The organism is Candidatus Nitrospira allomarina (assembly GCF_032050975.1).
Classification (GTDB): domain Bacteria; phylum Nitrospirota; class Nitrospiria; order Nitrospirales; family UBA8639; genus Nitrospira_E; species Nitrospira_E allomarina.
Map to the genome: position 1 here is coordinate 1,840,618 of NZ_CP116967.1, position 15,181 is coordinate 1,855,798.

Below are 15,181 nucleotides of genomic sequence, written 5' to 3' on the forward strand. Positions count from 1 at the left end.
TTTGTAGTTTGTCGTTCACCAGCCATCGGGGTCCATGTTCCTGGTCGTATAAGAATATATTAAATTGTGGAAGAATCCTGCCGCCGCATGACAATGGAAAATGAAAATTGTGGGAGCCCGGTGGGTGTGGGTCACACCCGTCTGTCAACACCCGGTCAACGTGCACATTCACATTCATAATGAGACGTGAGGAGATCGCTTGATGGTTATGGCTTGGCGTACGTGTAAGACAAAAAATCTGGCGATTATCGGGATGCTGTGTGTGGTGGTGGGCCTGCAAACCATTCATGCTGCGGGAGCCACCACCGTGCGTCACGCCAAGAATATGAGCTTTCCGTCACAGTGTGCGGAAGAGGACAATGTGAATATTCCGATCTATGGCGGTTTTGTGTCCGACTATCAAATCACCGCGTCCTTTCCCACTTATTATCCCCTCCAACGCGGGCAGAAGGATCTCTGTATTGGGGATCTCACCAACTGCGAACAGGCGTGGGATATGCGGCCAACGGCGCAGATCGCTTATTACGATGCGGCGCAACGGACCTTGAAATTTGTCTGGCAGTCGCCCGGCTTCTATTGGTATCCCATTGAAACGCCGGACGCGGACAATGCGAATGTCGGACAATATGTGTCGCTGGCGTACCCGCCGACAGACCGGTATTGGGTGGGCTTAGGTGCACCACCGGCCATGGCCTATTATGACGCGCTCAAACACAATCTCATGTATATTGTCCGGGATGAAAAGGGGCAGTGGCGTCAGCCGGAGATTGTCGATTCCACCGGCGATGTCGGGAAATTCGTCTCGCTGCGTATTAGTCGGGATAGGCGGCATCACGTCGTGTATTACGATGCGGATCATGGGAATTTAAAATATACCTATAAACCCAATCCAGATATGGTGGGCGGATGGGCGACTCCAACGATTCTGGACTCAAACGGCGATGTCGGGAAGCATGCAGTCATGGCGATAGGTCCCACGGGCAGCCTGCATGTGGTGTATTACGATGCGGACACGAAAGATTTAAAATATGTCACCAACGATGACGCGCATGGGTGGTCGGCGCCCGTGGTCCTGGATGCCGCCGGGGATGTGGGTACCTACCCCTCAATGAGCGTGTACTATGAGGGTTGGACAGAGAAAATGAACGGGGCCTATGAAGGGCATTATCCGCATATCACGTATTACGATGCGAGCAACGGACATTTAAAATACATCTATCAGGATGCACGGGGATGGTCGACTCCGGTCGTGTTGGATGCGTCGGGAGATGTCGGGCAATATACGTCCACGGCGTTTGGTCCTGATGGGGCGCTGCATGTGGCATATTATGATGCCACGAATAAGGATTTAAAATACCTGCACAAAGAAGCTGACGCCGAAACATGGCCGGCGGGGATCGTTCTTGATGCGGTGGGAGATGTTGGCCGGTTTGCCTCGCTGGGGGTGACGGCACGAGGCTATCCGAATATTGCCTATTATGATGCAGACAACCAGAGTCTAAAATTTCTCGCAAAGACAAAGGCGACCGCGCCACGGTGGGATACCCCTCAGGTCATTGCATCCGGTGCCGCTGTGCAGTATGCGAGTTTGGTGACTTCGGGTTTTGTGGACATCGCGGATCTCGACGGTAAGGACATCTATAATGACGGCGATGTAGCGGTTCGAGTCATGGATGTGTCCGGGTGGCCTTATGAATCGGGGATGGCCGTCAATATTGTGGGTGGGCAGTCGGAGCCGGACCACGATTTTATCCAGTTCCTTAAACGGACGGATGATGCTCATGCCCCCCCGCAAATATTCGTGCTCTATGCTAATGGATATGCAAGGATTATCACGCAACCCCCGGTGGGACGGGAGGAGCGGGTTTGTTTCGGATCCTCGATGATTATCGGGCCGGCGTCAGAGGACTCCTTGTTTCCGTTCACTCCGATTGAGAGGCTGGATATCGATCCGCACACGATGTCCATCAATGTGCAATATAAAAACGGATCGTCCGCGGTATTGCAGCTCCAAGCCGAACCGGGGAAGACGACGGTTCGGGTAACGGATGTAACGTATGACACCCTCACCGCGCCGTTTGTCACCATGCGTTCCATGTGGGTGGCCAATGATAATAGCGATATCTCCCGTATCCGGGCCGCATCCTCTTCCGGTGATGTGCAGACGTACACGATCGATCCGACGCATGAGGAATGGACAATGATCCCAGGGGATTCCTGGAGTTTTGACCGGCCGGCTTATTCACGGCACAATACCTCGAGTCCGATTTTCACAATTGATGTATTGCGACCATTAGGCTACCTTGTAACCCGGCAGGCTGAAGACTATCGCTCGGGTACCCTGTTGAAATCACCTCGCAAGACGGCGTCCGGGGGACAAACGATACGAGGGACGGGGGAAGCGAACTATGTGTTGAACCTGACCGAAGACATTACGAATCCAAGCCTTCGCTTGCGATATACCAAGGGCAACGGCTCTGATGATAAGGTCAATATCTCTGTGGATGGCCGACGCCAGGCGACGATCGAGATGGAAGTGGGGGGCAACCTGGGTGATTATGGGGTGACCCGTGAAATGCAATTATCACAGGCCCTGTCTGCCGGTTCCCATACGATCACATTGGAGGTGCAATCGGATACCGGAACTTTGGAATTGGACTATTTTGTCATTCACAGCCAAACCAAACATCCGAATCAGTAGAAATTCCGAAGGTCCATCGATTATCAGGTATTTCTGCCCTGGTACCCGTGTCCGCCATCGAAGGTGAACTCGCGCATGAAGCGAAGTTAGTTCGTGTGATCAGGTAACCAGCCAGGGGGTGCATGGTCCGCTGGTTGGTGGAACATCCTTTGCTTCTTCAATCGTCTGGCCATGCCTTCCGCCGAGTATCCCGGCTAATCCTGTCCATTCTGAAATACCGTTCCACCATTCCGTTTCCAACGACAATTCGTTCAATACCCTTGTCCGGTCCTGATTCCGTTATCTCAGGCAGAATCGTAGGGGCATTCTTTTGCTGATGGCCAATAGGCGGGTATCGAGCCAGTAAAGGCGGATGGATTGGGAGGAGGGTCGGATATTTCACTGAATATCTCCATCGGAAATGGTTCATGTTTAATCTGGACGATCTATAGTAGAATTCATTTTCGTAAGCCAAGAGTGGATAGGGAGATTTTGGTTAGTTTGTCATAACAGGGCATGTTCATCGCTGGCCTGATGTAAAGCCAGAGAGAACCATAGGGCTGTTTCCGGTAGCGTTGCCTTTTTACTGAGCCTTTTTGCAAAGGGGTCTGGCATGCGAATTAAAAAAATCACTATGCAATTGACGCTCGTCACCATGTTTCTCCTTACAGGATGTGGAGGAGTGCAGTCGGGACAAACGACGGTTTTGAGGGGTTCCCAGTTGCCGGAACAGCAACGTTGGAAGGTTTCCACCAACGCGGTTCTTCCATTGAACGTGGTGACAAACGGGAGTCATGTAACGCTCAACACCATTGGAGTCCTAAGAGCGATCGATCAGCTTCCAGGGAAAGCGTACATGTGGTTTTATAAAGATATTCCATTTGACTTCGAAACAGGATTCTCCATTGAGTTTACTTTGCAAGTGCACAAAGTGGAGCAACCGCATAATTTTCTTGATGCGGGCATTATGTTTTACGGTTCTGTCGACATCTCTGACGGGATCTTCGCCGAAGGACCACGAAGCCATATGATCTTTTTTGATGAGGATGCCATTGGATGGGGAGACGAAAAAGGGACGTTTAAAATGGACACGACTGATACCTTTCACACCTACACTTTAACGGTTGAGGTTGGAAGATTTGCCAAGGTGTACGTTGATGGAAAACTTGCTTTGAAACGAAATGACTGGGTGGGAATACCCAGAATCGGCTTTGGAGATATGACGAACGATGATGGGGTCAATGGAAAGTTTTCTATAGGTGACATTATTGTGACTTCCGATCCCCAACGCTCTCCTTCGCGACCTGCCCCCCGCCGTCAACTAATCCCTCCTTCACGACGTGGTGGTTAATCCACCCTATTGATAAACCCAACCCATAGACTTACCGTTTGAAAAGCTTTGTAAGGGATTTCGTTATTCATCAGATGGATATGAGGCAGATTTTGAAGGAACCGGCAAGAGGAGCAGATGAAGGTGAATGGAGTGATATTTGTTTGCTGGTGATTTGTTTTTAGCTGAGGGAATATTATTGGCCTAGTTTTTCCCATTCCTGGACTCAGCATAAGACGAAGAATGGAGAGGGAATAATTCATTATAGGTCTTTTCCCATTCTTCTAAGGGGTCTTTGTGGCCTTTAGAAACGATTTCCAGAAAGGAACCATATTGTAAGGCTCGAGCACTATCAATGATCTGTGTGAGGCCATATTCTTTGCGAAAATTATATTCTGTAAAAGCCGCCGAGGCACAGTGAAGGGGAAAAACCCAGTCTCGCTCCTGATTGGTATGATAATCCTTTAAATAAACCCGTATTTCGTTAAATATTTTGCAATATTGATTGGCCCTCACCCATTTGCCCCACACCAACTTATAGGCTTCATCTTTTGTAGGGCTTGTTTTTTGTTTCCAGTCTAATTCGCCAGTGTCTATGCGTTTTTGGGCAAATTCAGGCAGGAAGTCTTTCAATTCGCCAGAAATACCATCGAAACCGGCTAGTTTATGGCCGGGGCCAATCATGAATATTTCACAATCCACCTGGTGCAACATGGACTCAAGCAACCCTTCCCGGTTGGCCAATACCCTATCGGGAGCCTGCCATAGAGTTTCTGTCACTTTGTAAATTTCCTGAAGGATCTTTTCCTTGGATGCTTTAGAAAGCTTTTGCATGAACTCATGAGGTGATTTATGAATGTCTTTTTGTAAAAAGGTCAGAACAATTTCATAAAGGGGATTGGTGGATATTGTTTTTCTGCGATTAAACATACCCCGTAGTTTTTTTAACAACCCCATACAAATCCTCCACAAGTAGGGGCTAGGTTTTCCACACCGGGAGATTCATGAAGAAAAATACTCGGCATGGAATCTTTCCTATTCTCTGCTTTGCCCTCACGAATTTACTTGAGGCTGTTCTTCAAATACCGTTTCTGGCAGATGGGGATTGGTTAAAACCGGCTTTCCGTGCCAGGGCCGAGGCAATCCCATAGCAAGTGAGCTGTAAATACGCCTTAACGGCCTATTTCTTTTAATATAGCCAGGATTTGTCTTATTGGCCAGAGAATGAATGTCGCCGAATAAAGGAAGCAGGGAGGTTCACCCTAGGTGTCTTTGGGAAAAATGGCGATATCGTGTCCAGCGATTTCACTGCGTATGATGAACGAGCTGAAAAAGTCGACTACAGCTGTCTTACCAAACTATCTCCATCTTTTCCTTCACTGGTTTTTCTGCACACGATTCCTTTTCCCCATCCCGTGAAGCATGAGCGGAGAGTGGCGAGGGGAAGATTTTGAATTCCGCACGAATGGCAGGGTGGTCGCTAAGAAAATCTCCATACTTTTCATTGGAATTAGGAGATTGTCTGCCTCGGTTAACAGGATGCCGGAAACGTTGATCTTCCCCTCCGGAGCCGATTAATTCAATCCTGGCTCCTTCACCTCCTCGGTAGAAAATGTAGTCCACTCGATTTTTCCAGTAGCCATTGGGTTCTGGACGTGCATTGCTGTCATTGAGGGCCAACTCATCAAGGAGATAGTCTTTTAAAATTTCATAGTCTTTTCCTGAAGCCTCATTTCCCCCATGGTCATATTGCGAATTAAAATCCCCTCCCAAAATGAAGGCCCGATCTTTCGATAATTTTTTGATACATTTTGCAAGGAATTTAATTTGCTTTTTTCGAACGGCTCGGTCCTCCTCATCTCTCCCGGCATCCAGGTGCGTATTATACACGTCAAATTCTGCACCATTCGGAAGACGAACCGGGACTCGAAGAAGCCCTTTGGTCGACCAGCAATCATTTTTCCTATCCAACCATCCTTCACAATCTGGAAGCGGTACCTGTGTGACTCCCTCTTCCATAGCTTTAAAGTAGGGTGAAGCGATGGTTAGCCCTGACCCATAGGGGACACGGAAAGGAATGCCAGGACTATCAAATAACTGAAAACCAACATTGGCGATTTTAATGGGAAGGGTGACCAGCCATAATGGGGCCAAAGCTATCCGTGGACCGTTTCCCTGTTCTATGAGCTCATAGGTGAATTCATGAACAATTTGCCGGTGAAATTCAAAATCCTCTTGTAACAAAATGAAGTCATAATCCATGAGCAACCAGGCCATCAAACCACTTCGGGTATCATCATTTCTCACAGGTATACCGACATAAATGGAATTCAGGATCGGAGAAATTCCATGAACATTGTAAGACAGAAATCGAACAGTACAAGGCACAGGTATCGATGATTCCGATTGTTCCGGAGAACATTCTTCTCGTGGTATAAAACCGTCTGCCCTTGAAATTTCATAACCGAAATCCGTTAATAAAATGCTCAGTAAGAAAACCCCTCTCATTACGCATTTTAGTATGGCCATATTCCACAACTCCTTTTCTTTTCCCGACCTTATATTCATATGACTAATCCATCAGAGGAGCTAGGGTACCCAATTCCCCCAATTAAACGGCCCCTACTTTACTTACCTCAGATTAAAAAGCAAGTGTTCCTCACATAATCTTCCGGGTTTTTTTCAATGGAAGGAGCAGAGGATGGCAACATGCACACGAGGGCATCAATTTCCCGCTTTCAAGGTGAAGCGGTCATGGCCAATATCTGCTAGGACTGCACATTGGCTGAATTAGCTGAACAGTTTGCTGGACAAGAAGGATCTTTTAGCCACCGCGTTCGGATCCGGTCAATAACTGAGTGAACACCTATGATCAAAGTTAGGGCAGAGCCCTCGGTTTTCCGCCAATGTGATGTGTTGGCCGTACCAGATGGACAGCAAAGGGAGATGGGTCGAAAATGTGTTGGTCGAACGGCTATGCGTGGCGTGAAGTATGAGGATGTAGACTTTTGGGCGTGAGGCTCCTGCAGCGCTACGCGTGGGACTCACGCCCGACTTCCACCTTAAGCACTGCAGCAGGAACATGTTAGCCCCAATCGGGTTTTACAGGTAGGGGGGGAATAGTGTTGCGAAAGAGTCCCTCCGCCACAGCTTAATATGGGGAATAGGGTTGCAGGGGGCCCCAACGCAGTCGATCATATGTCCGCAGACGGTTCATTTGATTTAAGTCATGTTGTAGAGCCTCCTGCTGGTAACGATCGTGTTGTTGCCGTTGTTGTATACGCTGTTGTTGGTACCACGCATCGAAGTTTTGCGACGACGCTGGGGAAGAAGGGATAGGGGTTTGATCATAGAAGGACCTTGGGGGAGTTGGGTGAAGCTGTGAAGCCGGTCGCCAGGGATCTTCGCCGAATTGGGCCCAGGTACTCCCAGCCATACCCAGGAGACATACAAAAAATATAAGTGCTCGCATGCGGTAGCCCTCCTGTAAATGGGAAAAAAATGTTCCCAAATGGCCGATTATTTGGATTAGGGGGTAGCGTGGCAAGATTCATAAATAAAGGCAATTCATCATAATAGGTAATAAAAGGAAAGTTTCTGATACCTTCGCTCGTTGCTGTTCCCGCTGCGGCTCGTTGAAGGTCTTTTCCCGGGTGGCAATCTCCTCCCGCACATCATCCGGCATGGCCAATAATTACTGCCCGACCATAGAAGTTTTCTTATCAACCTCCAGTTCAGAAAGTGTGAGAGTGCCGTTCTCATTACGAATCAGACTGATTCCGATCCCTTTTGTCCCCGTATTTTTCTCCATGGTTGTCAGCATGGCCCCCAGTTGGGCCAACGTCTCAGTTTTTACGGCCATCTAAGGGCTAATTGTTGGAGAGAGCGGCAATCGTGACCCTGAGGAGGCCTACCCTGGACTTGTTAGGAATATGCCAGCGATGTACGGAGAGGGAAGCTCTGCATTGGATTGGTTGATGGAGAGTGTGAGAATCTAATTTCGTGAGGGCATGGCTCATCCCCCACTCCCACGAGGGGGCCATGCCCCCTCGTACCTTCGCATAGCCGAGGTCATACCATGAGGCAAATATTTCTATTATCCAAGTTTCTTTGGCGAACGCGCTCCCCGAACCGGCCTGATGTAGTGTTCAAACTCAGGGGCTCTTGCAGGTATTGTCAATTTAACGCATGTTTGGCACACTCGGAGCATGAATTCCAAAACGCCCGGCTTCAACGGCATCGTTTCCGACCGAAATTATTCGTCATGTGATGTGGCTGTACCATCGATTTTTTTCGGAGGTTTCGGGATGTGGAGGAGCTTCTAGTTAAACGATGCTTTATCGCCAGCTATGCCCTTCGCCCATAATGTCATGAATTTTGCCCTGTCTATGTAGGCAAGCTCAAGAAACGACAAGGTCGTTCGGATGTACTTGCCAACTCGATAACATGTGTTTTTTCATTCAGGGACAACAACACTATTTGCGGTGAGCCGTGGACTCAGACGATGATAGAATGGATATTATTGTGCAACTCCGACACATTTAAATGCAGGCCGCCAATAATCGTCTAATGCGAAGCCGGGCCTTTCGAGTCTGAAGGGAATCAGTGTGTGCGTAAGGGGTGAGACAAAACCCTTATCAATGTGATCACATCACGTTAATGAACAATGCCCTACGATGGGCAGGAGACCTGAGCATGGCCAGCACAACTGGTATGAGAGGGGGAGGCTTCTACGATGCGCACTCATCGGGGCAGCGCGCGGCGATGGACGAGTTCCTTCCCTGGGTGGTAGGCGCCATGGCCGGTTTACCCTTGCCGAAAAACGGCACGCCGATCGCGCTGCTTGACCTCGGTTCGTCGGAAGGCGCCAACGCGATTCATGCGATAGGGGCGATCATCGAGGCGTTGCGCGAACGCACCTCGGCCGACATATGGACGTTCTTCGATGATTTGCCGACGAACGACTTCAATCAACTCTTCGCCAATCTTTTTCCCGATGCGACATCCTCGAGTCGCATTGCCGGCATCTATCCCGCTGCCGTCGGCGGTTCGCTTTTCGAGCGGGTCGTTCCGGCGTCGAGCCTTGACATCGCGACGACCTTCAATGCGGTAGGCTGGATGTCCGCCTTACCCCAGACACGCCTGCCGCGGTTTATCTCCCCTTCCCCACCGGCGCAGCGTGCGTTTCGCGAGGGCGTATCTGTGAGCCCGGAGGAAAGAGCGGCTTTTACTAAACAAGCCCATGAAGACATCCTGAGTTTCTATCGGGCTCGTGCCGCGGAGTTGAAGCCCGGCGGAAAGCTACTCGTTCAAGTCTTCGGACGCAATGACGAACACGACACCGCAAATGGAATTATTGACGGTATAAGCGATGCGATGCTTGACATGGTGGAGGAGGGTCGCCTGAGGCGCGACGTCTACGAGAATTTCGTCTTCCCCGTCTACTATCGATCGCTTCCGGAGTTGTTGCCGCCGACCGGAGAAAACGGGGAGCCGCCGGCATTCCGCGTCGAGAAGGCCGAGGCCCGGGATTGCCGAGTCCCCTTCAACGAGGAATTCGCCCGCAGTGGGGACCCGCGCGCTTGGGCGGAAAGCTACGCCGGGTTCATTCGGGCGTTCTCGGAACCTGTTGTAACGTCCGGCTTGCCCAACACCCCGGATCGGCCGCAGCTCATCGACGAGCTGTACGCCCGAATGACAAAGCGATTCGCGGCCGATCCCGAGCGTTACGAGTTTCATTTCATTTCTCTGGGTGTATTGCTGACGCGGGTACTGTCAATTTAACACGGGTTAGGCTGACCGCGCTGTATAACAAAGCCGATACCCAACGACCAACCAATCCGTTTTCTCTAAGAATAATGTTACCGAAAGGGCAATCTAGCCACGGGCTCCCTCGGTCCCACACAACATGCGCAGTGGAACGGCTAAAAAACCAACAGAGAAATCTAGATGAAAAAAGGGGGAATAAGTAGAAGGGGATGATGGGGAGAGAGTGTCTTGATCTTGGCTCCAAGGGAGTCTACCTCGCGGACGTGTCAGGAGTAATTCTGAATTACGGGGAGGAGCTGATTTTGGTCTACACTGGTTGGCGGAGAGGGTGGGAATTTGAAGTCGTGCGGGTCTGGTTAGTCCCGCACTCCCACTAGGGGGCCATGCCCCCCTCGGGCCTTGGCATGGCTCCGGTCACCCCATGAAGGGAAAATATCCCCTTCAAAACCCCTGTTCAAACCCCACCCTCTGTCTTTGCCGTGTTGAAGAATCTTTGTGCTCCACTTTGACTAAGTGGGCTCCTGCTGTGCTGGCGGTGTGCGCAATCAGTAGCGTAATTCTCTCTCATGTTATCTAACCCTATCTATTAGATCCAGCAATTATCCCTGACTTGTCTCCTCCCAAGTAGTCAGTATCTTTCAATTATTCTTTCTGTCTTAAACAGGGAAAATACAGGGAAATTATTCTCTTATAACGGCGTATTCTTGACTGAAATAGTCCCACACTTAATGGTAATAGGGTGTTCAGCGGTTTGCCTTTCTCCGTTCAGATTCAAGAACAGGGAATTAACAGGGAATTGGAAACTTTTGCAGGAATAATTTGATGAACTCCAATAAGGATTTTTATTTTATGAATTTTACAAATAGTGTCATTTTTTTCTGCAATAGTAAATATAAGAATTAACTAGATTTATTTTAGAAATTTTTCTACTCTATATTTTCTAGGAAATAAAGCAGGAATGAAATATTGAGAATGGAAAGTTCAGTAAACAAAGTAGGTGCCGTCAAATTGATGTAAATTAAATGCAGGAGAGATAATTCCCTGGGCGATATTTCATTGATCTATCAGGATTTAGGTTTACAGCTCCAGGTGTGATTTGAGCCAAATTTGGCGTAAGTAGATTGTGTCTGCAGGGGAGATCCAAGAGTGAAACGAACTCCGGAATATGTCGTTGACCGCCCTCGTGTCTTCGAAGAAATCGATGAATGGCTGTCTTCATCAGTTGGCAAACGGGTCTTCCTCATAGAAGGGTTGCCTGGCTCTGGCAAATCAGTACTCGCCAAAATCCTCGCGGGTCAGGTCTCACCAATCTATAGCAAGGAGAACGCCCTGAGGCCGCAAGGCAACAACTGTACACTAGACGCAGCGTATTTCTGCAATGCAAATGACGGGGCTTCCATTAATCCGCATCATTTTGTCGAGTCCATTTCGGAGCAGCTAGCCGCATGCTCATCGTTCAAGGAGGCGCTTCTTCATCAGGTACAACAGCGTAGGGAAATATCTATCAACGTTTCACAGCAGATAAGGGAGCTGCATGGTGTTGCGACCGGTGTTGAGATCACACTTGGGGACATTTCTCCAGAAGATGGATTCTTGTATGGGATCCAGAAGCCTCTTGCGGAGGCGGCACGAGCCAATAATTCTAAAACTTGGTTGATAATGATCGATGCCCTCGATGAAGCAACCCTGTACCGAGGCAATGTTAGTATCCTGGATCTTCTAGCAAGAATGGAGGGCCTACCTGGACAAGTCAGATTCATCGTGACCACTCGCCCGATCGACGCCATAAAATGTCGCCTCGCCGTTGGCGATACCCGGCTCTACACCTTGAATAAAGAATATCCCAAAAAAGATAGAGATAAGGAGATTACATATCTCTTCTTGAAGCAACTAAACAACTCTCAAGATGTCGTTAAACGTCTGACGAAGGACCTCTCGCCAGAAGATTTTGCACGTGAAGTAGCTACAAGAGCAGATGGTAACTTCTTGTACGTGACCTATATGCTTCCCATGCTTCGGCAATCGGACGGAGAGATCAACCTTCAATCCCTCACTTCTCTTCCCAATACCTTGCCGGAATTATATCAAGCGTTTCTACGTCGAATTTTCTCTGATCTTCAAGAATGGGACACACAGTACAAACCCATTCTAGGCCCTCTAGCAATTTCCCAGGAAGCTCTCAATGAGAAACAACTAGCGAGTATTGCCGGGACGTCGGAGAGCGCTATTCGGGTCCGGCTGGCAAGGATCCGAGAGTTGCTAGACACGAATGAACATCAACCACGAACCTCTCAAACCTGGGGGATCTACCATCGCTCTTTTGCTGACTTTCTCCTAGATAAGGATATCTCCGATGTCTTCTGGTGCGAAGAAAATGAGCAGCACCAGAGAATCATTGCATATTGCAAAGGCAGCAATCCGAAATGGGCAGCGGTTGACTGGAGTAGAGTTGACGACTATGTCCTTGACTTTCTAATCCATCATCTCTTCGAGGCTTACAGTTCAATCGATGATGAATTGACAGGGTTACTTAATTCTGGATTTTTGCCATCGAAACTTAAACGCCGCGACATTATTGCAATCCTCGATGATCTTCGAATTGCTTTGAATGGCTCTAAAGTCTTGGCCTCACCAACACTTCTCATGGAGCTGGCCTGGCTCTTTGTGGGCTTCCGAGACCGTTTAGCCCAGCAGATTGCACCGTCGCTCATACCAATTTACGTCAAGCTTGGACAGGTTGATCGTGCAAGGGTACTAAGCACTGAATTGGACAAGAGCAGTGATACATTCTCTGAGGAGGCAGTTGAAGCCCAAAAACAAATGGCTCTCGCGTTAGCAGAACAGGACCGAGTTTCAGAGGCGATGGAGATTGTCAGTTCCTTTAAAGACAAGTGGGAAAAATGGCACCTCGCTGATGCTGTAGTAGGTCGTGTAGCGCTCGAAAATCCGCGCCTCGCTGCGGAACTCCTGGAAGGGATACCAACTGACGTAACACTTTCGGCTGACACTTGTGCGGCGTTGGCACGCCATGATGACTGTCTGGCAATTGCCATTGAGCGCGCGCGTAAATCAGGCCCCCAGATAGAAGCCATAGCGCTCCAACTTGCTAGCCGGGATCTCGAAAAAGCTCGGCAATTAATTGAGACTATGGATTCTTACGATGAAGATATAGGAGGAGTACGATTTACCCGAGATAGGCATAGCGTACTTGGCAAACTTGCTTGCTTAATTGCGGAGTCTGATCCTGCTGTTGGGTGGGGATTAGTGCAGAATATAGAGGCTGCTCACGATTTATGTTGCACTCGCATTTTAATAGCTGCTCCTCTTGCACGCTCAGGGGCTCCACAACTGTATGACTGCCTGGATTCACTTGAGCATAAGCCCCCGCTTGGGGCGTTAGCGGTCGCGAATGCCCTTGTCTTCACACCGATAGGAGAAATTCACGAAATTACTGCAGGGATAGACTTAAAGAGGGAGGATTTGAGTTCTTTCGCCGATGTGCTAATTGATGTCATCTCACGTCTTGAGCTAACACGCTTGGCAAAGAACTCAATTGCACAGAAGATTTTGCTCGATCTCGCTCTTGAGATGGCAAAAGTTTATCGAGATGGCGACACATTTCGGAACCAAGAATCTGCCGCAGAATTTATAGCTCGCTGGCTTGCCACATTGGATATTGCCCAGGCATTGGAGTTTTTAGAATGGGTTAAAAAGCATCGGACCCGAGATGCCTCTTTTGCCGGTCACGGATTTGTAGCAGGTGTCGCGAGTTATGGCGTTAATTCAATATTGGAAAATTTTCAAGGGAGACCTTGGTTGGCCGATCATCATTCTTATGTTGCTGCTCTTCAAGTCCTTGCTTCTCAGAGCTTTATCCAAGCTCTTCGTTTAATCGATTTTTGTGAGTCACGGTATCACTCGACAAGGCTATTGTTGATCGGTCAACTTAGTGAACATTTGTCATCTAAACACACCTCGGAATTGAAACAATTACTTGACCGAATACCGCGATATACAGAGACGGCTAATTTTTGTGTGGCATATGGTGCAGTCAACAATGTTTTGGGGGCCGATCTACAAGACAAGGGTTCAGCAGATGACCAATGTGCTCAAAAGACTCTCGCGTGCTTAGACATCGACCAGGAAACGGCAGAACTGCATGCTAATTCTTTAGAGGATCCTATAAGGCGGTCGAAATATTTACTCGAGATCGCAAAGCGAGTAGGGGAGGACAAACAATTGGTCCTATTAAACCAGGTCGTTTGTCAATTAGTAGCTATGTCCGAATTGAATCATCGGAGTATAAGGGATCCTTATTTCGGCTTGATTAGGACCTCAAGTCTTATCGATACAGTTCTCCTTGAATCACAGGGGCTGGATCCTGAATTGTTACTTCAGCTGGCCCGAAGATCTGACATTGATCTTGAGCGATTGTCTACAGTTATGAAGGTGTGGTGGCAGACTATGCCCCAAAAAGACGCCGGCCGGTTGGTAAATCATCTTCTTGACTATGAGTTTTTGGAGGCAAAGAAGGGTCATCAACTTCGTGTGTTGCTAGCAGCATTTCTAGTGGTCGGCTCAGATAATATACCAATTGTAGAAAAAGAAATTGCTTCTAAGGATGAATATTTGGCCGCAGAAGTTTCTAGATTTTGGCGTGCACGGATTGTTCCCGAGCAGGTAATCCGGGAACTCGGGTGCAACTCAGAAAGCGATGATTTCTTTCGGGAATATTTGCTTAGGGATGCTTTAAAGATCATAGCGAAAAAAGATCCTGAGCGAGCTATGGTCCTTTGGAAAGAAACACTTTCGACTGAGGATTCACCGTCTTCTCAGGAGGCAATTGTATTTATCCTCCAAGCTTTTCTTGCGGTCAGTGTTGCTAGAGCAATTGAGGCCGCTCATGAGGCATTCCCCTCCGAGGGAAATCTAAGAAAAGAATATCGTTTGGCAAAGGCCTTAAAGGTTGTTGCCTGTACCGTAGCGCGCATCAGTTGGTATGAGGCTCTAAACGTCGTCAGGCTTATTGGTGATAAAATTATAAAAGGGATAGCATTAGAGGAGGTCATAGAAAATTGCTTATCCTATACAGTAGATGATGGTCCAGAGAAAGCCTCCTCGCTAGTAGAAGCTGCCGATGCACTTGAGGATGAGTCTTGTCGGAAAAACGCGTTTGAAGCTCTGTTAACTCATGGGCGGAAACAAAATCTTTGGTCAAACGCGAATATAGCCTATTTAATAAGTAGCCTGGCCATCGGTAGTCGAATGACTTTTCTTAAACTGATTGGCTTGCTCGTTGCCTTTCTCCGTGACGTCCGACCTACTACCAGGGTCGAAGAGTTGGATGCTGTAGCAAAGCAGGTTCGTGAGATACTGGCAACTTGAAATCCTATAATTGAGAC

Annotated in this window: 9 protein-coding genes; 4 read left to right on the forward strand and 5 right to left on the reverse strand. The window is 48.5% G+C overall.

The window, feature by feature from the left end:
* Positions 1-208: 208 nt before the first annotated feature.
* Positions 209-2,701: a carbohydrate-binding protein gene (locus tag PP769_RS08185; RefSeq protein WP_312646543.1), complete on the forward strand. Its 2,493-nt coding sequence runs from the start codon at positions 209-211 to the stop codon at positions 2,699-2,701.
* A 157-nt stretch (positions 2,702-2,858) separates the two neighbouring features.
* Here PP769_RS08185 and PP769_RS08190 read toward each other — a convergent pair whose 3' ends face one another.
* Positions 2,859-3,083: a hypothetical protein gene (locus tag PP769_RS08190; protein ID WP_312646544.1), complete on the reverse strand. Its 225-nt coding sequence runs from the start codon at positions 3,081-3,083 to the stop codon at positions 2,859-2,861.
* A 210-nt stretch (positions 3,084-3,293) separates the two neighbouring features.
* Between PP769_RS08190 and PP769_RS08195 the strand changes: the two genes are divergently transcribed.
* On the forward strand, positions 3,294-4,031 hold the full coding sequence (locus tag PP769_RS08195; RefSeq protein ID WP_312646546.1) for a hypothetical protein: 738 nt from the start codon (positions 3,294-3,296) through the stop codon (positions 4,029-4,031).
* Positions 4,032-4,214: 183 nt separating this feature from the next.
* On the opposite strand, the gene PP769_RS08200 is transcribed toward PP769_RS08195, so the two are convergent.
* The 4 genes from PP769_RS08200 to PP769_RS08215 all read right to left on the reverse strand — a co-directional run bounded on the left by PP769_RS08200 (position 4,215) and on the right by PP769_RS08215 (position 7,872).
* Complete coding sequence (locus PP769_RS08200; RefSeq protein ID WP_312646547.1) at positions 4,215-4,967, reverse strand: hypothetical protein; 753 nt, start codon at positions 4,965-4,967, stop codon at positions 4,215-4,217.
* Positions 4,968-5,360: 393 nt separating this feature from the next.
* Positions 5,361-6,578, reverse strand: a complete 1,218-nt coding sequence (locus PP769_RS08205) for an endonuclease/exonuclease/phosphatase family protein (RefSeq protein ID WP_312646548.1) — start codon at positions 6,576-6,578, stop codon at positions 5,361-5,363.
* A gap of 583 nt (positions 6,579-7,161) precedes the next feature.
* Positions 7,162-7,482, reverse strand: a complete 321-nt coding sequence (locus PP769_RS08210) for a hypothetical protein (protein ID WP_312646549.1) — start codon at positions 7,480-7,482, stop codon at positions 7,162-7,164.
* Positions 7,483-7,704: 222 nt separating this feature from the next.
* Complete coding sequence (locus PP769_RS08215) at positions 7,705-7,872, reverse strand: hypothetical protein (RefSeq protein ID WP_312646550.1); 168 nt, start codon at positions 7,870-7,872, stop codon at positions 7,705-7,707.
* Between the two features lie 833 nt (positions 7,873-8,705).
* Here PP769_RS08215 and PP769_RS08220 point away from each other — a divergent pair.
* Both PP769_RS08220 and PP769_RS08225 read left to right on the forward strand, forming a co-directional pair.
* Positions 8,706-9,794 carry a class I SAM-dependent methyltransferase gene (locus tag PP769_RS08220; RefSeq protein ID WP_312646551.1) on the forward strand — a complete coding sequence of 363 codons (1,089 nt, stop codon included), beginning with the start codon at positions 8,706-8,708 and terminating at the stop codon, positions 9,792-9,794.
* A 1,131-nt stretch (positions 9,795-10,925) separates the two neighbouring features.
* Positions 10,926-15,164 (forward strand): P-loop domain-containing protein, encoded by a 4,239-nt coding sequence (locus PP769_RS08225; protein ID WP_312646552.1) that lies wholly within the window; start codon positions 10,926-10,928, stop codon positions 15,162-15,164.
* Positions 15,165-15,181 lie beyond the last annotated feature (17 nt).

Bases quoted from the DNA above. Each gene is read 5' to 3' on its own strand.
- PP769_RS08185 (WP_312646543.1), top strand. From the start codon at position 209: ATGGCTTGGCGTACGTGTAAGACAAAAAATCTGGCGATTATCGGGATG.
- PP769_RS08195 (WP_312646546.1), top strand. From the start codon at position 3,294: ATGCGAATTAAAAAAATCACTATGCAATTGACGCTCGTCACCATGTTT.
- PP769_RS08200 (WP_312646547.1), bottom strand. From the start codon at position 4,967: ATGGGGTTGTTAAAAAAACTACGGGGTATGTTTAATCGCAGAAAAACA.
- PP769_RS08205 (WP_312646548.1), bottom strand. From the start codon at position 6,578: ATGAATATAAGGTCGGGAAAAGAAAAGGAGTTGTGGAATATGGCCATA.
- PP769_RS08210 (WP_312646549.1), bottom strand. From the start codon at position 7,482: ATGCGAGCACTTATATTTTTTGTATGTCTCCTGGGTATGGCTGGGAGT.
- PP769_RS08215 (WP_312646550.1), bottom strand. From the start codon at position 7,872: ATGGCCGTAAAAACTGAGACGTTGGCCCAACTGGGGGCCATGCTGACA.
- PP769_RS08220 (WP_312646551.1), top strand. From the start codon at position 8,706: ATGGCCAGCACAACTGGTATGAGAGGGGGAGGCTTCTACGATGCGCAC.